An 18,598-nucleotide genomic window follows, 5' to 3' on the forward strand; every position below is an offset into this window, starting at 1 on the left:
CAAACGCAAAAAAATCGCGCATCAAAGCATCGGGGGCGCTAAATCAGGGCGATCGAAAATTGCTTCCTAAGCACCGAAATTCGGCAGTGCCGCAAGCAGCCGGTGCAGCGTATCGATGGTGGAAACATCGGCGATCCCGTCTACCCGTGATTGGCGGAAATGCCGCTGGAAAGCGGCCACGACGCCTTCCGTGCTCCCGCAAAAATCTCCGGTAACTTCAATGTTGTAGCCATAGAGGGAGAGCATCGACTGGAGTGCTTCGACCGGTTGCCCCCGATCGCCGCGTTGAAAAAAGCGGCCGCCGCCGACGGGCGCCGGCTCCACCCAGTGCCCAACCCCGCGGCGAAATAGCTCATCCCAGGGAAAATTTTCTCCCGGATCGACCTTGCGAATCGGCGCCACATCACTGTGAGCGAGCACCCTTTCGGGGGCGATTTGCCAGCGCTCGCCACAGTCCCGACACAATTCGGCGACCGCCGCGATCTGCGCTGCTGGAAAGTCCGGCAGCCCCGCCGGGTGACCCGCATTGGCGATCTCGATGCCGATGGAGCAGGAATTGATGTCCGCCTCGCCCTTCCAGAAGCTCTTGCCGGCGTGCCAAGCGCGACGCTCCTCCGGCACGAGTTGATCGATGCGCCCGTCCTCATGCACGAAGTAGTGGCTGGAAACCTGGCTTTCCTCGCGGCAGAGCCAATCGAGCGCCGAGAGCGCCGTTTCCATTCCGGTATAGTGGAGCAGGATCATGTCCGGCCGTCGTCCGCCCGCGCGCTCGCCATGATTGGGCGACGGTACGAGGCGAGCGTCCCGAAAATCGCAGGTCGTCGCGGTCATGCGGCGCGGCGTTCTCTCTCGATCGCCTCATAAGCCGCGTTCAGCACGGCCATACGATCGTTGGCGATCGCATGAAACTCCTCCGGCACGCCGCGCGCGACCAGCATATCGGGATGGTTTTCCGAAACGAGCACCCGATAGCGCCTGCGGATATCGGTGAAATCATCCTTAGGCGAGACGCCGAGAACCTGGTAGGGATCGCGGTCGTCGCCGTGGACATGGCGCGCCATGATGCGTTCGAAATGCGCTTCGTCCATGTTGAAGATTTCCGCAACGCGCATCAGGAAGGCGAGTTCCTTTTCGTGCACGGCCCCGTCGGATTTCGCGATATGGAAGAGCCCGTCGACGATGTCTTCGAGAATCGGGCAGTTAGGCGCGCAGGATGAGCAGAGCGACGCCATCTTCTCCGCATAGGCCTCGAAGCCTGCCACGTCCTGGCGGGCGAGATTGTAGAGCCGGGCGACGTTCTTTGCCTGGTCCGCCGGGAACTTGAAGATATCGCGGAAAGCCGCGACTTCCGCTTCATTGACGATGCCGTCGGCCTTCGCCATCTTTGCCGACAAGGCGATCATGGCCACAGAGAACGCCACCTTGCGGCGCGTCTCCGGATCCCCTTCGAAGAGTGTACGGACCGCCTCGACCACACCGGCGAGCGCATTGCCAGTGGTCGCTACGATCTTGAGGAGGCTATCCCAGAATGACATTAGTGCGATTGGTTCCCTATCCACGACCGAGCATGGCCCGATGTGGTGGCAAATTGCAAGCGGCCGACTGTGCCAAACGTCGCCAATGACAAGATTGTGATGGCCCCTCAATAAATCACATCGCCGTAAATCTCAAGTGAATTGGACTCATCATCCGTTTTGCTTGGCTGATGGTTCCGTTTTCAGGCATCCACAGCCTGTCATTTTATTTCCAACGGAATTGCGCTAGACCACCCCATGGTCCTTGACCCTGCGCAAAATTGAGAGCGGTCGATCTTCTGAACGATCGCCTGACGCCAAAATCCGAGGAGGAAACATGGCCAAGAAAAAAGTCGCAATGCTGACGGCGGGCGGGCTCGCGCCCTGCCTCTCATCCGCTGTCGGCGGGCTCATCGAACGCTATACGGATATCGCCCCCGACTACGAGCTCGTGGCCTACCGATCCGGCTATCAGGGCCTGCTTCTCGCCGATCGCATCGAGATCACCAAAGACATGCGTGAGCGGGCCCATATTCTTCACCGTCACGGTGGATCGCCGATCGGCAACAGCCGGGTGAAGCTCACCAATGCGGCCGACTGCGTCAAGCGCGGCCTAGTGAAGGAAGGTGAAAACCCGCTTCGCGTCGCAGCCGAAAGGCTCGCTGCTGATGGTATCAGCATCCTGCACACGATCGGCGGCGACGACACCAACACGACTGCCGCCGATCTAGCCGCCTATCTCGGCGCCAACGGCTATGACCTGACCGTCGTGGGCCTGCCGAAGACGGTCGACAACGACGTGGTACCGATCCGTCAGACTCTCGGCGCATGGACGGCTGCCGAATACGGCGCACGCTTTTTCGACAATGTCAGCAACGAACAGAGCGCCGCGCCGCGCACGCTCGTCGTGCATGAGGTGATGGGCCGCCACTGCGGCTGGCTGACGGCAGCGACAGCGCGCGCTTACATTCAGATGGCCGCCGGCAAGGAATATGTCGACGGTTTCATGATGGATGCGCAGTTGAAGAACATGGACGGCCTCTATCTGCCGGAGGTGAAGTTCGATCTCGAAGCGGAAGCTGCGCGCCTGCGCGAGACCATGGACCGGAACGGCTATGTCACGCTGTTCGTCAGTGAAGGCGCCTGCCTCGACGCCATCGTCGCCGAGCGCGAAGCCGCCGGCGAGACGGTCAAGCGTGACGCCTTCGGCCACGTGAAGATCGATACGATCAATGTCGGTAACTGGTTCTCGAAGCAGTTCGCCGCCCTGCTCGGTGCCGAGCGTTCGATGGTGCAGAAATCGGGCTACTACGCCCGCTCGGCGCCCGCGAATGGCGACGACCTGCGCCTGATCCAGAGCATGGTCGACCTGGCGGTCGAGAGCGCGCTCAACAAGGTCTCCGGTGTCACCGGTCACGACGAGGACCAGGGCGGCAAGCTGCGCACGATCGAGTTCCCGCGCATCAAGGGCGGCAAGCACTTCGACACGTCCACCAAGTGGTTCGGCGACGTCATGGACGCGATCGGCCAGACGTGGCAGGCGGCGGACTGAGCCGAAGCCCGATGAGCAGTTGACGGCTTCGCGTTTGTATGGATCCCTCCCGATCTCGGCTGGATGCCATTCAAACGCGGAGCGCCTTCATGTCTTTCGAACACTGGTTTGCATTCGTCGCCGCCTCGGCCGTGTTGCTCGCCATACCCGGCCCGACGATCCTGCTCGTCATTTCCTATGCAATCAGCCACGGGCGCAAGGCGGCGGGCGCAACCGTCGTCGGTGTAGCGCTCGGCGACTTCACCGCGATGACAGCGTCCATGCTGGGCCTGGGTGCACTGCTGGCGGCGTCTGCGACCATTTTCACGATCCTGAAATGGATCGGCGCCGCTTATCTCATCTGGCTCGGAATCAAACTCTGGAAGGCTCCGGTCGGCGTGAGCGGCGCGAATGAGAGTGAAGCGCCGGTCGCCCAGCGGCCGCTACGGATATTCCTGCACGCCTATGCGGTGACCGCGCTCAATCCGAAAAGCATCATCTTCTTCGTTGCCTTCCTGCCGCAGTTTCTCGACCTGTCGCGGCCACTTCTTTCGCAGATGGCGATCTTCGAAGCGACATTCCTTGCGCTCGCGGCCGCGAACGCAATGCTCTACGGATCGCTTGCCTCAGCTGCTGGAAGCGCGATTCGCAAGCCAAGTGTTCGGCGGGTCGTGAACCGCACCGGCGGCTCGCTGCTCATCGGCGCAGGGGTCCTGTCGCTCGGCCTGAAACGCGCTACGGCGTGAAATTCGCCCGTCTGCTTGCCGCAACCGGCGGCATAGGTTAATGGAGATTCAAGCGCAGCGGTTGGCAGCTGCTGATTTGCAGTGGGCTGCGGGGCCCAGAAGCACGAAAGTGACCGCATGGCGAAGTTCCGTATCTCCCTTTCGAAACAGGCATTTACCGCCATCGCCCTGACATCGGCGGCCATTGCCTCGGGGTGCTCCACAGTCGAGCATACATCTCTCGAAGAATTGACAGCGGTACAGACTGTCACCCCCCTGCCGAAGCCTGGGACGGAGATGACGGCTTACGCCCTGCCAGCCCCGATCGGCGCCGCATCGAGCACTTCGGCGGCGCTCAACGCGCAGACGGCATCGGCCGCTGCCGCGCCGGGAGACGCCGCTCAGGCCGCACCGACCGCGGTCGCTGTCGCCCCCATGGCCCAAACCGGGACCATGCCGGCCTCGGATGCGACCCTCGCCTTTGCCGCCCCGCAGACCGTCGCGGTACCCACGGCCAAGCCGGGTCAGGCCTTCGAAGTGGCCATGGCAACGCCCGCCTCGGCCAATCTTGCCGCCGCGACGCCAGCGGCCGCTGAGAAAAGCGCCGAGTCGCCCGCCGCGCCGTCCCTTGGGGTCGCCGCCCTGTGGGAATCTGATTTCGACACCGGCGAACCGGTCGGCCTTGAAACGCTCGTCGCCAAACGCATGATCGTCCCGACGGAGCGGCCCAAAACAGGCGTCATCGGCTCGGCCGTCGGCGCCGTCGCAAGCGTCATTCCCGATTCGCTGAAGCTGACGAAATCCCCGACCAGTTCCAAGCCCGGGCTCGACCGGCTGATCAAGCACTATGCCGAGCTCAACGGACTTCCACTCGAACTCGTGCACCGGGTCGTCAAGCGCGAGAGCAACTACAATCCGCACGCCTATAGCAAAGGCAACTACGGCCTGATGCAGATCAGGTACAACACCGCTCGCGGCCTCGGCTATGACGGACCGGCCGAGGGCCTTTTCGACGCGGAAACCAATCTCAAATACGCGACCAAGTATCTGCGTGGCGCGTGGATGGTAGCCAACAACCAGCACGACGGCGCCGTGAAGCTTTATGCCAGCGGCTACTACTATCACGCCAAGCGCAAGGGCATGCTGGACATGCTGGATATGCGTTAGTGCATGTCGCCCAAAAGTGTGCAGCGGTTTGGGGACATCGACATGCACACGCGCTTTAGGCGGCGTCGAGCGGCCCGACAAGCAACGCGGCTGTAACTTCCGAGGCGCTCAATCGAGCGCCTCGATTATTTTGGCGTTCAGCTTCTGCACGTCGTAACCGGTGCGAGAGGGCGTCAGCCCGAGGCGAACGACTGCCAGCCGGAGCGAGGGAACGAGCATGATCGCCTGCCCGTCGTGCCCGAGCATCCAGAAGGCATCCGACGGAAAGTTGCCCGTCCCGGCGCGAATGCCGTTCTCCTGCAGCCAGACCTGGCCGGAGCCATAGTCGCCGCCGGAAGCAGCCGATGGTCTTCGCATGAAGGCGACATAACCGTCCGGCAAAAGCCTCCTGCCCTTCCAGCTTCCATTCTCGAGCAGGAACTGCGCGAAGCGGGCCCAGTCCTGCGCCGTTGCATACATATAGGAAGAGCCGACGAAGGTGCCGCTCGCATCCGTCTCCATCACCGCGCTGGTCATTCCGAGCGGGCCGAACAGCGCCTGGCGTGGATAGATGAGCGCCGCAGCGGGGCTGTCGAACGTCTGCATCCACAGGCGTGAGAGGAGGTTCGTCGTGCCCGTTGAATAATTGAAGCTGGAGCCAGGCGCCGCTTCGAGCGGCCTCGACGCGGCGAAGCGGGCCATGTCGCTTTCGAGGAACAGCATCCGCGTGACATCGGTGACGTCGCCGTAATCCTCGTTGAAGGCGAGCCCGCTCTGCATTGCCAGGAGATCGGCAAGCGTGATCCGCGCGCGTTCATCGCCGCTCCATTCCGGAAGAAGGTTGGCCTTTTCCGGGTCCATGCGCCCGTCGGCGATCCGCAGCCCCACGATCGCAGCCGTGACCGACTTCGTCATCGACCAGCCGAGCAGCGGCGTATCGCCGTCCAAACCGCGGCCATAAGCCTCTGCGACCAGGCGTCCATCCTTGACGACGGCGATCGCCCGCATGCCTGGGCCGGCGAGGTCGGGATCATCCGCCAGCTTCTGCAATGCCTGATGGATATCGGCCTTGCCTCCCTCGGGCCAATTTATGTCCGGGCTCTGTGGAGCAGCCGCCGTACCCTCAGGCGCGTTCTCGAATGCTGACGCGGCGAGCGCCTCCATGGCGCCGCCGGCGGTGACGGTGCAGCCAAATCCCGGGCGATAGACCGCCTTGACGGGTGCGGCAAAGCCGAAGATGCGCGCCGTCGCCGCCTGCTCGTCGCGATCGACCGACACGCTGACGAACTTCAGCAGCGGATGACCGGGCGCCTGTACGTCCTCGGCGAGCACCACCTGCGGGTCGCGTCCCGCCAGAAAGACGTTGGAGCAGACGATCTTGGCGGCATAGCCATCCCCGACCTTGAGCAGTTCAGGCGGAAAGAAAGCAAGCCAGCCGGCAACCGCCGCCACGATAGCAACGGCAAACACGCCGGTTTTCCGCAACAGACCCTTCATAGCCGCCTCCTGCCGTCAACAACAAAACAGGTTTCCCGAAAAAGGAAAAGCCTCTTCCGCGCCCAGGCGGCCTGCTTGTGAACGCCAGTCCCCAGCCTCTTATTGACTGCGCGACCTCACGGCATACCGCGTAAATCCCGTCATCAAAGTGTAGTCGAGTCACTCTAGAAGCGCCTCAGTTTCAACTGGATGGCAGCAGATGACAGAACTCGCCCCCGATGCCGGCTTCGGCGGAAAGAATGCCAAGCTGAAGAGCGCGCTCATACAGCACAGGGCCCTGTCCTTTGCCGGCCTGTCGGAACGCCTGTTCGGGCTGCTCTTCTCCGGACTTGTCTATCCCCAGATCTGGGAAGACCCGATCGTCGACATGGAGGCCATGCAGATTGAACCCGGCCATCGTATCGTGACGATCGGCTCAGGTGGCTGCAACATGCTGACCTATCTCTCGGCCGGACCGGCACGCATCGATGTCGTCGATCTCAATCCCCACCACATCGCCTTGAACCGGCTGAAGCTCGCGGCCTTCCGTCACCTGCCAAGTCATAAGGACTTGACCCGGTTCCTGGCGAGCGCCGGCACACGGTCGAACGTCCAGGCCTTCGATCTCTTCATCGCCCCCAAGCTCGATGCCGCTACCCGAACCTATTGGAACGGCCGCGACATGACAGGGCGCCGCCGGATCTGCATCTTCGGTCGCAGCATCTACCGCACCGGCCTCCTCGGCCGTTTCATTGCCGCGAGCCACCTTCTGGCGCGCCTTCACGGCGTCAACCCCGCCGATTTCGTCCAGGCGCGCTCCATGCGCGAGCAGCGGCAGTTCTTCGACGACAAGCTGGCGCCGCTCTTCGACCGGCCCATCATCCGCTGGATCACCGGCCGCAAGAGTTCGCTTTTCGGTCTCGGTATCCCGCCGCAGCAATTCGACGAGCTCGCCAGCCTGAGCCAGGAAAGGTCGCTCGCCGCGGTGCTGCGCCACCGGCTCGAGAAGCTCACATGCCATTTTCCGCTGCGCGAAAACTACTTCGCCTGGCAGGCCTTCGGCCGTCGTTACCCGCTCCCGCACGAGGGCGAGTTGCCACTTTATCTGCAGGCGTCGAGTTATGAGGCAATCCGCAACCAAACCGATTGCGTCGCGGTCCATCACGAAAGCTTCACCGATTTGCTTGGCCGCAAACCGGCGTCTTCTGTCGACCGCTATGTGCTCCTCGATGCACAGGACTGGATGACCGACCGGCAATTGAACGATCTCTGGAGCGAGATCACCCGCACCGCCGCACCGGGCGCGGTCGTGATCTTCCGCACGGCGGCCGAAGCAAGCATTCTGCCCGAGCGCCTTTCCGATACGCTGCTCGATCAGTGGCATTACGACGCGGAAACCTCGTCGAGGCTCGGCGCCGAGGACCGGTCGGCCATATATGGCGGCTTCCACATCTACCGGAAGAAAGCATGAGTGCCGCGCAGTCCGCGGGAAACAGCCACGCCCGGCTGATGGATCGGATGTATCGCTACCAGCGCTACATCTACGATTTCACCAGGAAATATTATCTCTTCGGGCGCGACACTCTGATCCGCGAGCTGGGCGTACCAACCGGCGGCTCCGTACTTGAAGTCGGCTGCGGCACGGGGCGCAACCTGGCGATGATCGGCGAACTTTATCCCGAGGCCCGCCTTTTCGGTCTCGACATCTCCGTCGAGATGCTCGCAACCGCAAAGGCGAAGCTGCGGCGCCAGGGCCGCGCGGATGCAAACCTGCGCATCGCCGATGCCACAAGCTTCACCGCAGCCGCCTTCGGTGAGGAGGGCTTTGACCGCATCGTCATCTCCTACGCCCTGTCGATGATCCCCGACTGGCAGAAGGCGCTCGACGCTGCGATTGCCGCACTCGCCCCGTGCGGCTCGCTGCATGTCGCCGATTTCGGGCAGCAGGAGGGATGGCCCGGTGGCTTCCGCCGCTTCCTTCAGGCCTGGCTCCGGCGCTTTCACGTGACGCCGCGCGAATCGCTGTTCGACGTCATGCGCGCCCGGGCAGACCGGGACGGCGCCGCCCTGGAACTCAAGTCGATCGGCCGGGGCTACGCGTGGATCGCCGTCTACCGCCGCCCGGCCGCCAAGCAGCCGGTGTGATCCCGCAGGCCCTGAACGCCGGCGGTTATTCGAGAAGCCATGCAGTACCGATACAATTGGCGCTTGAGCTAACTCAATTTTTACGATGATATGGTGAAAAGGAGGTAACGCCTCCCTGGGGGACATCACCATCATGGAAACCATCGCGTGAGGCAGGATCGTCGTTCGTCTGCAAACGGAACCCCCATGCGCCGGCTTCTCCTGGCTTTGCTGCCCCTCGCCACCATTCTCTCCGCCTGCACGTCGACCGACTACGACCTCGTGCGCACCGCTTCCATATCGCCGCGCTTCCAGGACACCGACCCGCAGGACTTCGGCGACCGCACGCCGCACCATCACAGCGTCCACGGCATCGACGTCTCCAAATGGAACGGCGACATCGACTGGATGAAGGTGAAGAACTCCGGCGTCTCCTTTGCCTTTATCAAGGCGACCGAAGGCAAGGACAGGGTCGATGCGCGTTTCCAGGAATACTGGCCGCGTGCCCGCGCCGCCGGGATCGCCTATGCCCCCTACCATTTCTACTATTTCTGCTCGAGTGCGGACGCGCAAGCCGATTGGTTCATCGCCAATGTGCCGAAAAACGCCGTCTACCTGCCGCCTGTTCTCGACGTCGAGTGGAACGGCGAATCCAAGACCTGCCGCTACCGCCCGTCGCCGGAGACCGTGCGCTTCGAGATGAAGCGGTTCATGGACCGTCTGGAAGCGCATTACGGCAAGCGACCGATCATCTACACATCCGTCGATTTCCACCGCGACAACCTTGTCGGCGCCTTCAACGACTATCACTACTGGGTGCGTTCCGTCGCCAAGCACCCCAAGGACATCTACGTCGATCGGCGTTGGGCCTTCTGGCAATATACCAGCACCGGTGTCATTCCGGGCATCGACGGCCATACGGACATCAACGCCTTCGCGGGTTCCCCCAAGAACTGGAAGAAGTGGGTGGCAGCCGTTTCGCAAACCCGTTAGGCGGAAATGCCGCGCGCTTCGAGGCGCGGCGGACCGATTTCTTCATTCGGTCATAATGCTCTGAGAAAGCACCGGCATATTGATCCCGCGATAATCGCAAGCCCGACGGCCAAGCCAAGCCGGCCGGGCCATCGAAAGGAATTATGATGATTGGCAAGGCCCGCAACGCCCTTCTCACTCTCGGCCTGCTCGCACTCTCCAGCACCACGGCGCTGGCGCAGGCGCAAGCTCAGTCGCAGACCCCGCCGGTCGCCTGTGGCGGCGATCTCGCGGCCTTCCTGGAGGGCGTCAAGGCCGAAGCGGTCGGCAAGGGCATCCCCGCCGATGCCGTGGACCGGGCGCTTGCCGGGGCGGCGATAGACCAGAAGGTGCTGAGCCGCGACCGCGCCCAGGGCGTCTTCAAGCAGACCTTCACCGAATTTTCGAAGCGCACCGTCAGCAAGGCGCGCCTCGACATCGGTGCCCAGAAAATGAAGGAATATGCCGACGTCTTCGCACGCGCCGAAAGCGAGTTCGGCGTGCCGGCGCCGGTGATCACCGCGTTCTGGGCGATGGAAACGGACTTCGGCGCCGTACAGGGCGACTTCAATACCCGCAACGCACTGGTGACGCTGGCGCATGACTGCCGCCGGCCGGAGATGTTCCGGCCGCAGTTGCTGGCGGCAATCGAAATGGTGCAGCACGGCGATCTCGACCCGGCCGCCACCACCGGTGCCTGGGCCGGGGAAATCGGCCAGGTGCAGATGCTGCCGGAGGACATCATCGCCTACGGCGTCGACGGCGATGGCGACGGCCACGTCAATCTGAAGAAGAGTGCGCCGGACGCGATTCTCACAGCGGCGAAATTCATCCAGAGCCTCGGCTTCACGGCGGGACAGCCCTGGATCCAGGAAGTCACCGTGCCGGACCAGCTGCCCTGGGAGAAAACCGGGCTGCAGCCGGGAATGACCGCCGCAGATTGGTTCGCTCTCGGAGTCGCGCCACGCGACGGCAACACCGCGCACGGCGCGCTTGAAGCCGCGCTGGTGCTGCCGCAGGGACGGAAAGGCGTTGCCTTCCTGACCTATCCCAACTTCAAGATCTATCTCGAATGGAATCAGTCGTTCATCTACACGACGTCGGCCGCCTATTTCGCCACCCGCCTCGCCGGCGCCCCGCTTTATCAGGGCGGCAATCCGGAGCCGGGCCTTGGCGACGCGGAGATGAGGGCCCTGCAAACCAAGCTGCAGGCGCTCGGCCACGACGTCGGCAAGATCGACGGCATTCTCGGCTCCGGCACACGCACCGCTTTGCAGAAGGAGCAGCTGAAGCTCGGCCTGCCGGCAGACGGTTGGGCGACGCCGGAACTGCTCCAGGCGCTTTGACGCGGCAAGAAAACGGGTAGTTTCGCAAGAAGCGGGTGGCAGCACCCGCTTCTACGCGTTAGCTTTGCGCAATCACAAATTGCCGGATTGGATACGCCGCAGGAATCCGATCCAGCTTCGATCGCAGCAGGGCAGACATGCATTCAACCGCCAGGATCGCCTCCCCGCACATGACCTTGCGCCTTTGGCTGCTGCTGACGCTGCTCGGTCTCATCTGGGGCGGCTCTTTCTTTTTCGCTCGCGTCGCGGTCGCCCATGTCCCGCCCTTCACCCTGGTGCTGCTGCGGCTCAGCCTCGCGGCCATCGCCCTGCATCTTTACCTGCGCGGCAACCACGGCCTCTACCCGGCGCTCGCCGGGCGCTGGCGCGAGTTCCTGGTCATGGGGCTCATCAACAATGCCATTCCGCATGCGTTCATCTTCCTCGGCCAGACACATGTCGGCGCCGGACTTGCCGCCATTCTGAACGCAACGACACCCGTCTGGACAGTGCTGATTGCCAATGCCGCGACGGAAGACGAGAAGCTGACAGCTGCCAAGATCAGCGGCTGTCTGCTCGGACTGGCCGGCACCGTGGTGCTGATCGGGCCGAGTGCTCTCGCCGGTCTGTTCGGCGCTTCCGGCGACGTGCCGCTCTGGGCGCTCATCCTTCCGGTTCTGGCCGCTGTCAGCTATGGGTTCTCGGCCACCTACGGCAAGCGCTTCCGCGATCTGGCGCCGCCGGTGACGGCCGCCGGGCAGCTGACGGCATCGACGATCGTCATGTTGCCCGTGGCGGCCTTCGCAGACATGCCTTGGACCTTGCCGATGCCGCCCCTCTCCGCGACGCTGGCGATCCTCGGACTGGCACTCGTCTCGACTGCTTACGCCTATATTCTCTTCTTCCGGATCATGGCGGAGGCCGGCGCCACCAACACCTCGCTGGTCACGCTGCTGGTCCCGCCGAGCGCCATTCTGCTCGGCTACCTGTTCCTCGGCGAGACGCTGCAAGCTATGGATTTTGCCGGCATGGCTCTGATCGCGGTGGGTCTCGCCGTTCTCGATGGGCGCATTCTTAGGCCTCGGCCATCGATCTGAGGGAGAATCAAAAGGCGCCACCGGTGCAGTTCTGAGACGTTCACGGAGCGTTACAGGCGTTTACATTAACCTCCCCGAAGCAATTGTGAAAAAAATGTGGCAAGAGGAATCAAGAAGCGAATTCATATGCTTGGGCCTGTGAATATGCGAGCTTGGCAAGGGCGATTTCGCGCTGCAGCACAAGTTTCGCTTTCACGCGCCAGATTTTCGCCCTATGTTTTACCGGTCAACGCAGGGAGGATCCTATGGGACTTACACATTCGTTGAATGTCCTCATGATCAGTGCAGCGTTCGCATTCGTGGCCGTGATGCTTTTCGTCTGAGAAGAGGCCGCTTAAAGTCCAAGCCGAAAGGGACTGAAACTTTCGGAAGTCCAATTTGCAGCAATCAGGTAAGGCAGGCCGCGCCCTACGAGCACCCGGTCTGAGCTGCGAAACAGCTAAGCCCATGAACGGAACGCGTTCATGGGCTTTACCTTTGGATTCTACAGCGCCGTGCGTCTTATCAGACGCACAAAGGACGCTGCAGCAGGCTTCGCAAATATTCGGAATTCGCTCCGACGAGAACTACGCCGTGGCTACGGCTTGGTAGGACGGCGCGGTCGCGCGCCTGGCCGGCCGGCGTACATAACCAACGAGGTCACAGACGGCCGCGATGAGCGGCGAGCGGTTCATCGTGTAGAGGTGGAAGTCGCGGACGCCCCGACGCGCAAGATCGACAATCTGTTCGGCAGCGATATGGCTTGCCTCCTTGAAGCGCTCGTCCGGTTGGTCGTCGAGATGAGCGAGGCGGGAAATGATTGCATCTGGCACCTTCGACCCGCAAAGCCCGGCAAACCGTATCACCTGCGTGAGATTGTTGATCGGCAGGATACCCGGCACGATCGGGATCTGAACGCCGGCGCGCCGTACCCGCTCGAGGTAGCGCTCGAAATCGTCATTGTCGAAGAAGAACTGGGTGAGCGCTCGGGTGGCACCGCTGTCGACCTTGCGCTTCAGCATGTCGATATCGGCCGCAACATCCGGGCTCTCCGGGTGCTTTTCCGGATAGGCGGAGACCGAAATCTCGAAATCGCCACGGGCACGGAGCGCCTTGACGAGTGCTGCCGAGCTTTCATAGCCGCCTGGAAACGGCTGGTAGGCACTGCCAATGCCGCCCTGCGGGTCGCCTCTCAGCGCGACGAAATGCCGAACGCCACAGGCGATGAACTCGTCGATCACCGCATCGACCTCCGCCTTCGGCGCGCCGACGCAGGTCAGATGCGCTGCCGTGTTGTCGATCCCCAGTTCGGCGATCATGCGCTTGACGGTCGTCAGGGAGCGCGCCTTGGTCGAACCGCCGGCACCATAGGTGACCGTTTGAAAGGCCGGCGTAAAGATCGACAGATCCGCCACGGTCTGGAAAAGCTGGATTTCCATCTCTTCGTTTTTCGGCGGGAAATATTCGAACGAAAGCCTGAGGTTGCCGCGCTCCGCGGGGTAAAGCGTCCGTGCGTTCATTCTCAAATTCCCCCTGCCTGTAGGCGCTGGCGCGGCAAGTCGGCCACGTCGGCAACCCGCTGGTCGCGCGCCAACCAGATCGTAACCGTCAGCTTCCCCTCTTCCGCGCCTTCCGGCGCAAGATCGGTCGTCTTCTCGAGCATCAAACCGGCCTTCTGCAGCCAATCGGTCATCGTCTGGTGCGCAAAACCGAGGCGGGCGTGAGCATGCTCGTTGCGTAGATATTCGAGACCGTGGGGGGCAAAATCGATGATCACCAGCCGCCCTCCCGACATGAGCATGCGCGCCGCCTCAGCAATCGCCGCCTCGGGATCTTCCAGGAAATGCAGCACCTGATGGATCGTCACGAGATCGAAGGACTGGCCGTCAAGCGGCAAGTTGAAGATGTCGCCGTGGCGGATCGAGGCCTTGGTGATGCCGGCCCTGTCGAGATTGGAACGCGCCACTGCGAGCATGTCGCGGCTGGCGTCGACACCGATGCCGCGCCGGTAGAGCCCCTCGAAGAGTTGCAGGATGCGGCCGGTGCCGGTGCCGAGATCGAGCAGGCTGTCGACCGGCTCGTCGCCGACCATCGCCTTGAGGGCCATCTCGACATCGCCTTCGCTGACATGCAGCCGTCGAAGTTCGTCCCACTCGGCGGCATTGCGGCTGAAATAGGCCTGGGCCTTCTCGGCGCGCGCCTTCTTCAACGTCGCAAGCCGGGTCGAATCTCTCGCCAGGATCGCATCGTCGGCCGCCGCCGCCGCAAGCAGCTCACGGACGAGCGCGACGCGCCCGCCCTCCTGGCGCAGACGGAAATAGGCCCAGGCGCCCTCCTGGTAGCGGTCGATCAACGCAACTTCCGCAAGCAGCTTCAGGTGCCGGGAAATGCGCGGCTGCGACTGGCCGAGAATTTCGGTAAGATCGGTAACGGTAAGGTCGCCGGCGGCAAGCAGCGCCAGGAGACGCATGCGCGTCGGCTCCCCCGCCGCTTTCAAGACGTCGACCAAGGCATCCAAGCCAAGCGATCCACGATTCGTCATTGCCGATCCCCATCAACACATAAAGATATGTTTATGTGATTTACGAGCGGCGCGCAAGCGGGATTTGCGCGGACTGGCAAGGACATGACGCTCCCAAGATACGCAAGCGGCCAGACCTTACGGTCCGGCCGTGCAACGATGACGCAGCCCCGCGCTGGTCGAACGCGGCAGCCATGAGGTCATGAGCCAAGCAGCGTGGAGGTCAGACCCTGGCCTCCAACGCTCCCGGTCCGTTCCCGGCATGACGGTGCCCGCTCCGGAACAGCTACGCCACCTCGGGCGCCGTACCCGACGCGGGTGCATCGCCCCGGGCCGCTTACCGTGTCAGACGCTTGTAGGTCACCCGCTTCGGGTTGACCGAGTCGGGACCGAGGCGGCGGATCTTGTCGTTCTCGTAGTCCTCGAAGTTGCCTTCGAACCACTCGACATGGCTATCGCCTTCGAAGGCGAGGATGTGGGTCGCCAAGCGGTCGAGGAACATGCGGTCGTGGCTGATGATCACCGCGCATCCGGCGAAGTTTTCGAGCGCGTCCTCGAGTGCCGCCAGCGTTTCCGTATCGAGGTCGTTGGTCGGCTCGTCGAGCAGGATGACGTTGCCGCCGGACTTCAGCATCTTGGCGAGGTGCACGCGGTTGCGCTGGCCGCCCGACAGCGTGCCGACCTTCTGCTGCTGGTCTCCACCCTTGAAGTTGAAGGACGAGCAATAGGCCCGCGAATTGACCTCGTGTCTGCCGAGCTTGATGACGTCGTTGCCGCCGGAGATTTCCTCCCACACCGTCTTGTTGCCGTCGAGCGCGTCACGGCTCTGGTCGACATAGCCGAGCTGCACGCTCTCGCCGATGCGGAACGCGCCCTCTTCAGGCTGCTCCTGGCCCGTGATCATCCGGAAGAGCGTCGTCTTGCCGGCGCCGTTCGGGCCGATGACGCCGACGATGCCGCCCGGCGGCAGCTTGAAGCTCAGCCCTTCGATCAGCAACTGGTCGTCATAGCCCTTGGAGATGTTATCCGCTTCGATGACCACCTGGCCGAGCCGCTCGCCGACCGGAATGATGATCTGGGCGTCACCCGGACGCCTGTCGGCCGCTGCCCTGACCAGCTCGTCATAGGCGCGGATACGCGCCTTGGACTTGGCCTGCCGGGCCTTCGGGCTCGAGGCGATCCACTCCTGCTCGCGGCTGATCGCCTTCTGGCGGGTCGCTTCTTCACGACCTTCCTGGGCCATGCGCTTGGCCTTAGCCTGCAGATAGGCGGAGTAGTTGCCCTCATAGGGAATGCCGCGGCCGCGATCGAGCTCGAGAATCCAGCCGGTGACATTGTCGAGGAAGTAGCGGTCGTGGGTGATCATCAGCACGGCGCCCGGATATTCGCGCAGGTGCTTTTCGAGCCAGGCGATCGTCTCGGCGTCCAGGTGGTTGGTCGGTTCGTCGAGGAGCAGCAGGTCCGGCTGTGACAAGAGCAGCTTGCAAAGCGCGACGCGGCGCTTCTCTCCGCCCGACAGATTGGTGACCTCGGCGTCGCCCGGCGGGCAGCGCAGCGCGTCCATCGCCATCTCGACCTGGCTGTCGAGGTCCCAGAGGTTCTGGCTGTCGATGATATCCTGGAGCTTGGCGCCCTCTTCCGCAGTCTCGTCGGAATAGTTCATCATCAGTTCGTTGTAGCGGTCGATGATCGCCTTCTTCGGGGCGACCCCTTCCATGACGTTCTCGAGCACGGTCTTCTGCGCATCGAGCTGCGGCTCCTGCGGCAGGTAGCCGACGGTGGCGCCTTCGGCGACCCAGGCTTCGCCGGTATATTCGTGGTCGAGCCCGGCCATGATCCGCAGAACGGTGGACTTACCGGCGCCGTTGGGGCCGAGAATGCCGATCTTCGCGTCCGGGTAGAACGACAGATGGATGTTCTCCAGGACCTTCTTGTTGCCATAGGCCTTGTTGAGCCCGGCCATATGATAGATGAACTGACGTGCCATGAAGGAATGCTCCGCATCGGAAGGGAAAATTTGCCCGCTATGTAGGCGAATTATGGTGGCGGGGCAATCGCCAAAGGCCTGCCCGCGCCGTTCCTTCGCTGCGATAAGCCTCCCCGTTCAGCCCCGCCCGGCGGCGTCCGCGATCCCCTTTGCGCATTTGAACTCGGTCGGCCCCGCCGCCCTGATGAGGCCGGCAAGATCCGTCTTGCCCGCGAGGTCGCCGGAGAGCCCGATCGTCAGCCCGGTGATCAAGCTGCGGCCGCCGACGGTCTGGCAACGCATCCGCACCCGGTCGCCAGCCCCCGCCCCGAAACTCTGGTCGAAGGCTGCCTTGATCTGCTGCTCACCGATCTCCGAACCGATCCTGTCGGCAAAGAGCGATCTCACGGCGGATGCGTTCAACTCGTCGAGAAGACGAAGCTGCAGCGTGAAATAGTCCTCGGCATTGTCGGTCTGGCAGGTGCCGCTGCGCAGCCACTGGTGCCGGTCGAGGCCGGACTTCACCCCCGGCATGGCGACGAGCAGGCGCGCGGCGGTCTCGTCCTTCATCGCGAGCTTCGGCAGGTCGAGCCAGTCGCCCTTGCGATCCTGCGTCTTTAGCTCCGCTTCCACGCCGCAATAGCTCTTCTTCAAGCGCCAAAGACCATGGAGCGAGAAATGCGTCGCATCAAAGCGGTCCGAGGTCTGCTCCACACACTCCTTGCGTGTCGGCCGCGTCTCGCAAAAGCCCGGCTGCCAGCTTACTGCCAGCACATATTGCGTCGCCCCGCTATCCGGCGACGCCGCCTCTTCGCCCGATGCCTCCTCCGCGGCGGCGAGGGAGGATAGCCCCAAGCCCAGAGCAAGCACCGCAACTCTCACCATATGTACCATAGCCCGCACTGCCATATTGGCCTCCAAGAAAAACAAAACAAGAACAAAATATCAACAAAAGCGGGAAACTTGCAACCCCTAATATGCCTCTCAGGAATCGTTCTGATCTCATGCGCAACAAGCAACAAGCGGCGATTGCCTTTGTCCGCCAAATCGATTTGATATCTCGCGGAGTGGTCGGCAGGGCGGAGTCGCCCGCCCGTCAACTGGAAAATCCTGGCTCGGTCTGCGAGCGCATTTGGGTTCTGAAGATTTGTCCGGGAGTGAGGCATGTTCGGAGAGGTAAGGACGCTTCGGAGTCCCACAGGCGCGACGCTCGGCTGGCGCCATTGGCCCGCTGTCGACGCGGAACGGGGCATCCTGCTGATCAGCCACGGGCTTGCCGAGCATTCCGGCCGCTATGCCCGCTTTGCCGAAGCCATGGCCAGGCACGGTTTCCATGTCTACGCACACGACCATCGCGGCCATGGCGAGAGCCGCGCGCCGGATGCGCAGCCTGGCCTGTTCGCCAAGCGGCAAGGCGACGAGACGGTGATTGCCGATCTTCGCGCGGTGCGGGAGATGGCCGTCGCCAATCATCCCGGACTGCCGGTCGTGCTCTTCGGCCACTCGATGGGCGGACTGATCGCACTCAATGCCGCCGAGGCCGACCCGACGCTTTATGATGCGCTGGCCGTCTGGAACTCCAACTTTCGTCCCGGCATTGCCGGCCGCGGCGGCCAGGCCATCCTTGCCATCGAGCGGATGCTGAAGGGCTCGGATGTTCCGAGCATGCTGCTTTCGAAGCTCACCTTCGGTGCCTGGAGCAAGGCCATAGCTGGCCGGAAGACGGATTTCGACTGGCTGTCGCGCGACGAGGACGAAGTCGCCAAATACATCGCCGATCCGCTCTGCGGCTTCGATGCCAGTGTGTCGCTCTGGATCGACGTGTTCAGATTTGCCTTTGCCGGCGCGCGCCGCGATCGGCTCACCCAATTGCCCACGAATCTGCCGGTCCATCTGGTCGGCGGCAGCGCCGACCCATCGACGTTGAACGGCGAAGCCGTTCGCTGGCTCGGCCGCCGCATGAAGGCCTGCGGCATGACCAATGTCACCGTTGCGATACAGGACGGCATGCGCCACGAGACGCTGAACGAGATCGGCCGCGAGCGGGCGACGGAGGATTTTGCCGCCTGGTGCGCTCAGGCCCTCGGCTCAGCAAGCCGCGTGGGCGTACGAGCATGACGGACTTCGCCACTGGATTCCGACGGCGTGGAATGAATTCGCAGCAAAGAAAAAAGCATTGGGAG

General features: G+C 62.9%; 16 protein-coding genes. 9 read left to right on the forward strand and 7 right to left on the reverse strand.

What is annotated here, in order from left to right; genetic code table 11:
* Window positions 1-66: 66 nt before the first annotated feature.
* Entirely contained in the window at window positions 67-831 is a 765-nt protein-coding gene (locus RHIBR816_RS0100550) for an N-acetylmuramoyl-L-alanine amidase (protein WP_018234579.1), read from the reverse strand.
* Entirely contained in the window at window positions 828-1,535 is a 708-nt protein-coding gene (locus RHIBR816_RS0100555) for a DnaJ family molecular chaperone (protein ID WP_018234580.1), read from the reverse strand. Before RHIBR816_RS0100555 ends, RHIBR816_RS0100550 begins: the two co-directional genes overlap by 4 nt.
* A gap of 316 nt (window positions 1,536-1,851) precedes the next feature.
* Here RHIBR816_RS0100555 and RHIBR816_RS0100560 point away from each other — a divergent pair, with 316 nt between their 5' ends.
* The 3 genes from RHIBR816_RS0100560 to RHIBR816_RS0100570 all read left to right on the forward strand — a co-directional run bounded on the left by RHIBR816_RS0100560 (window position 1,852) and on the right by RHIBR816_RS0100570 (window position 4,937).
* Window positions 1,852-3,066 carry a pyrophosphate--fructose-6-phosphate 1-phosphotransferase gene (locus tag RHIBR816_RS0100560; RefSeq protein WP_018234581.1) on the forward strand — a complete coding sequence of 405 codons (1,215 nt, stop codon included), beginning with the start codon at window positions 1,852-1,854 and terminating at the stop codon, window positions 3,064-3,066.
* 89 nt (window positions 3,067-3,155) lie between these two features.
* Window positions 3,156-3,791: a LysE family translocator gene (locus RHIBR816_RS0100565; protein WP_018234582.1), complete on the forward strand. Its 636-nt coding sequence runs from the start codon at window positions 3,156-3,158 to the stop codon at window positions 3,789-3,791.
* 117 nt (window positions 3,792-3,908) lie between these two features.
* Window positions 3,909-4,937: a lytic transglycosylase domain-containing protein gene (locus RHIBR816_RS0100570; RefSeq protein WP_018234583.1), complete on the forward strand. Its 1,029-nt coding sequence runs from the start codon at window positions 3,909-3,911 to the stop codon at window positions 4,935-4,937.
* 108 nt (window positions 4,938-5,045) lie between these two features.
* Here RHIBR816_RS0100570 and RHIBR816_RS0100575 read toward each other — a convergent pair whose 3' ends face one another.
* Entirely contained in the window at window positions 5,046-6,413 is a 1,368-nt protein-coding gene (locus RHIBR816_RS0100575; protein ID WP_018234584.1) for a serine hydrolase, read from the reverse strand.
* A 199-nt stretch (window positions 6,414-6,612) separates the two neighbouring features.
* Between RHIBR816_RS0100575 and RHIBR816_RS0100580 the strand changes: the two genes are divergently transcribed.
* From RHIBR816_RS0100580 to RHIBR816_RS0100600, 5 genes are all read left to right on the forward strand, one after another.
* Window positions 6,613-7,863: a DUF3419 family protein gene (locus RHIBR816_RS0100580; protein WP_018234585.1), complete on the forward strand. Its 1,251-nt coding sequence runs from the start codon at window positions 6,613-6,615 to the stop codon at window positions 7,861-7,863.
* Window positions 7,860-8,537 carry a class I SAM-dependent methyltransferase gene (locus RHIBR816_RS0100585; protein WP_018234586.1) on the forward strand — a complete coding sequence of 226 codons (678 nt, stop codon included), beginning with the start codon at window positions 7,860-7,862 and terminating at the stop codon, window positions 8,535-8,537. Before RHIBR816_RS0100580 ends, RHIBR816_RS0100585 begins: the two co-directional genes overlap by 4 nt.
* Before the next feature lie 186 nt (window positions 8,538-8,723).
* Window positions 8,724-9,509, forward strand: coding sequence for a GH25 family lysozyme (locus RHIBR816_RS0100590; protein WP_018234587.1), 786 nt, complete (start codon window positions 8,724-8,726; stop codon window positions 9,507-9,509).
* Between the two features lie 146 nt (window positions 9,510-9,655).
* The gene (locus tag RHIBR816_RS0100595; RefSeq protein WP_026186499.1) at window positions 9,656-10,873 is read left to right on the forward strand and encodes a lytic murein transglycosylase; all 1,218 of its coding nucleotides are present in this window, start codon (window positions 9,656-9,658) and stop codon (window positions 10,871-10,873) included.
* 137 nt (window positions 10,874-11,010) lie between these two features.
* Entirely contained in the window at window positions 11,011-11,949 is a 939-nt protein-coding gene (locus RHIBR816_RS0100600; RefSeq protein ID WP_018234589.1) for a DMT family transporter, read from the forward strand.
* Window positions 11,950-12,515: 566 nt separating this feature from the next.
* On the opposite strand, the gene metF is transcribed toward RHIBR816_RS0100600, so the two are convergent.
* The 4 genes from metF to RHIBR816_RS0100625 form a co-directional block, all read right to left on the reverse strand.
* Window positions 12,516-13,448: a methylenetetrahydrofolate reductase [NAD(P)H] gene (metF, locus tag RHIBR816_RS0100610; RefSeq protein ID WP_018234590.1), complete on the reverse strand. Its 933-nt coding sequence runs from the start codon at window positions 13,446-13,448 to the stop codon at window positions 12,516-12,518.
* Between the two features lie 2 nt (window positions 13,449-13,450).
* The gene (locus RHIBR816_RS0100615) at window positions 13,451-14,470 is read right to left on the reverse strand and encodes a metalloregulator ArsR/SmtB family transcription factor (RefSeq protein WP_018234591.1); all 1,020 of its coding nucleotides are present in this window, start codon (window positions 14,468-14,470) and stop codon (window positions 13,451-13,453) included.
* Window positions 14,471-14,786: 316 nt separating this feature from the next.
* On the reverse strand, window positions 14,787-16,436 hold the full coding sequence (gene ettA, locus RHIBR816_RS0100620; RefSeq protein ID WP_018234592.1) for an energy-dependent translational throttle protein EttA: 1,650 nt from the start codon (window positions 16,434-16,436) through the stop codon (window positions 14,787-14,789).
* A gap of 117 nt (window positions 16,437-16,553) precedes the next feature.
* Entirely contained in the window at window positions 16,554-17,324 is a 771-nt protein-coding gene (locus RHIBR816_RS0100625; protein WP_026186500.1) for a ribonuclease T2, read from the reverse strand.
* Between the two features lie 255 nt (window positions 17,325-17,579).
* Here RHIBR816_RS0100625 and RHIBR816_RS0100630 point away from each other — a divergent pair, with 255 nt between their 5' ends.
* On the forward strand, window positions 17,580-18,533 hold the full coding sequence (locus tag RHIBR816_RS0100630) for an alpha/beta fold hydrolase (protein ID WP_018234594.1): 954 nt from the start codon (window positions 17,580-17,582) through the stop codon (window positions 18,531-18,533).
* Window positions 18,534-18,598: the final 65 nt, after the last annotated feature.

Origin of the sequence: Ensifer sp. BR816 (assembly GCF_000378985.1) — a bacterium.
Lineage (GTDB): Bacteria > Pseudomonadota > Alphaproteobacteria > Rhizobiales > Rhizobiaceae > Sinorhizobium.

Coding starts and splice junctions, on each gene's coding strand:
- RHIBR816_RS0100560 (WP_018234581.1), top strand. CDS start 1,852: ATGGCCAAGAAAAAAGTCGCAATGCTGACGGCGGGCGGGCTCGCGCCC.
- RHIBR816_RS0100550 (WP_018234579.1), bottom strand. CDS start 831: ATGACCGCGACGACCTGCGATTTTCGGGACGCTCGCCTCGTACCGTCG.
- RHIBR816_RS0100625 (WP_026186500.1), bottom strand. CDS start 17,324: ATGGCAGTGCGGGCTATGGTACATATGGTGAGAGTTGCGGTGCTTGCT.
- RHIBR816_RS0100630 (WP_018234594.1), top strand. CDS start 17,580: ATGTTCGGAGAGGTAAGGACGCTTCGGAGTCCCACAGGCGCGACGCTC.
- RHIBR816_RS0100565 (WP_018234582.1), top strand. CDS start 3,156: ATGTCTTTCGAACACTGGTTTGCATTCGTCGCCGCCTCGGCCGTGTTG.
- RHIBR816_RS0100615 (WP_018234591.1), bottom strand. CDS start 14,470: ATGACGAATCGTGGATCGCTTGGCTTGGATGCCTTGGTCGACGTCTTG.
- RHIBR816_RS0100575 (WP_018234584.1), bottom strand. CDS start 6,413: ATGAAGGGTCTGTTGCGGAAAACCGGCGTGTTTGCCGTTGCTATCGTG.
- RHIBR816_RS0100600 (WP_018234589.1), top strand. CDS start 11,011: ATGCATTCAACCGCCAGGATCGCCTCCCCGCACATGACCTTGCGCCTT.
- RHIBR816_RS0100595 (WP_026186499.1), top strand. CDS start 9,656: ATGATTGGCAAGGCCCGCAACGCCCTTCTCACTCTCGGCCTGCTCGCA.
- ettA (WP_018234592.1), bottom strand. CDS start 16,436: ATGGCACGTCAGTTCATCTATCATATGGCCGGGCTCAACAAGGCCTAT.
- RHIBR816_RS0100585 (WP_018234586.1), top strand. CDS start 7,860: ATGAGTGCCGCGCAGTCCGCGGGAAACAGCCACGCCCGGCTGATGGAT.
- RHIBR816_RS0100570 (WP_018234583.1), top strand. CDS start 3,909: ATGGCGAAGTTCCGTATCTCCCTTTCGAAACAGGCATTTACCGCCATC.
- RHIBR816_RS0100580 (WP_018234585.1), top strand. CDS start 6,613: ATGACAGAACTCGCCCCCGATGCCGGCTTCGGCGGAAAGAATGCCAAG.
- metF (WP_018234590.1), bottom strand. CDS start 13,448: ATGAACGCACGGACGCTTTACCCCGCGGAGCGCGGCAACCTCAGGCTT.
- RHIBR816_RS0100590 (WP_018234587.1), top strand. CDS start 8,724: ATGCGCCGGCTTCTCCTGGCTTTGCTGCCCCTCGCCACCATTCTCTCC.
- RHIBR816_RS0100555 (WP_018234580.1), bottom strand. CDS start 1,535: ATGTCATTCTGGGATAGCCTCCTCAAGATCGTAGCGACCACTGGCAAT.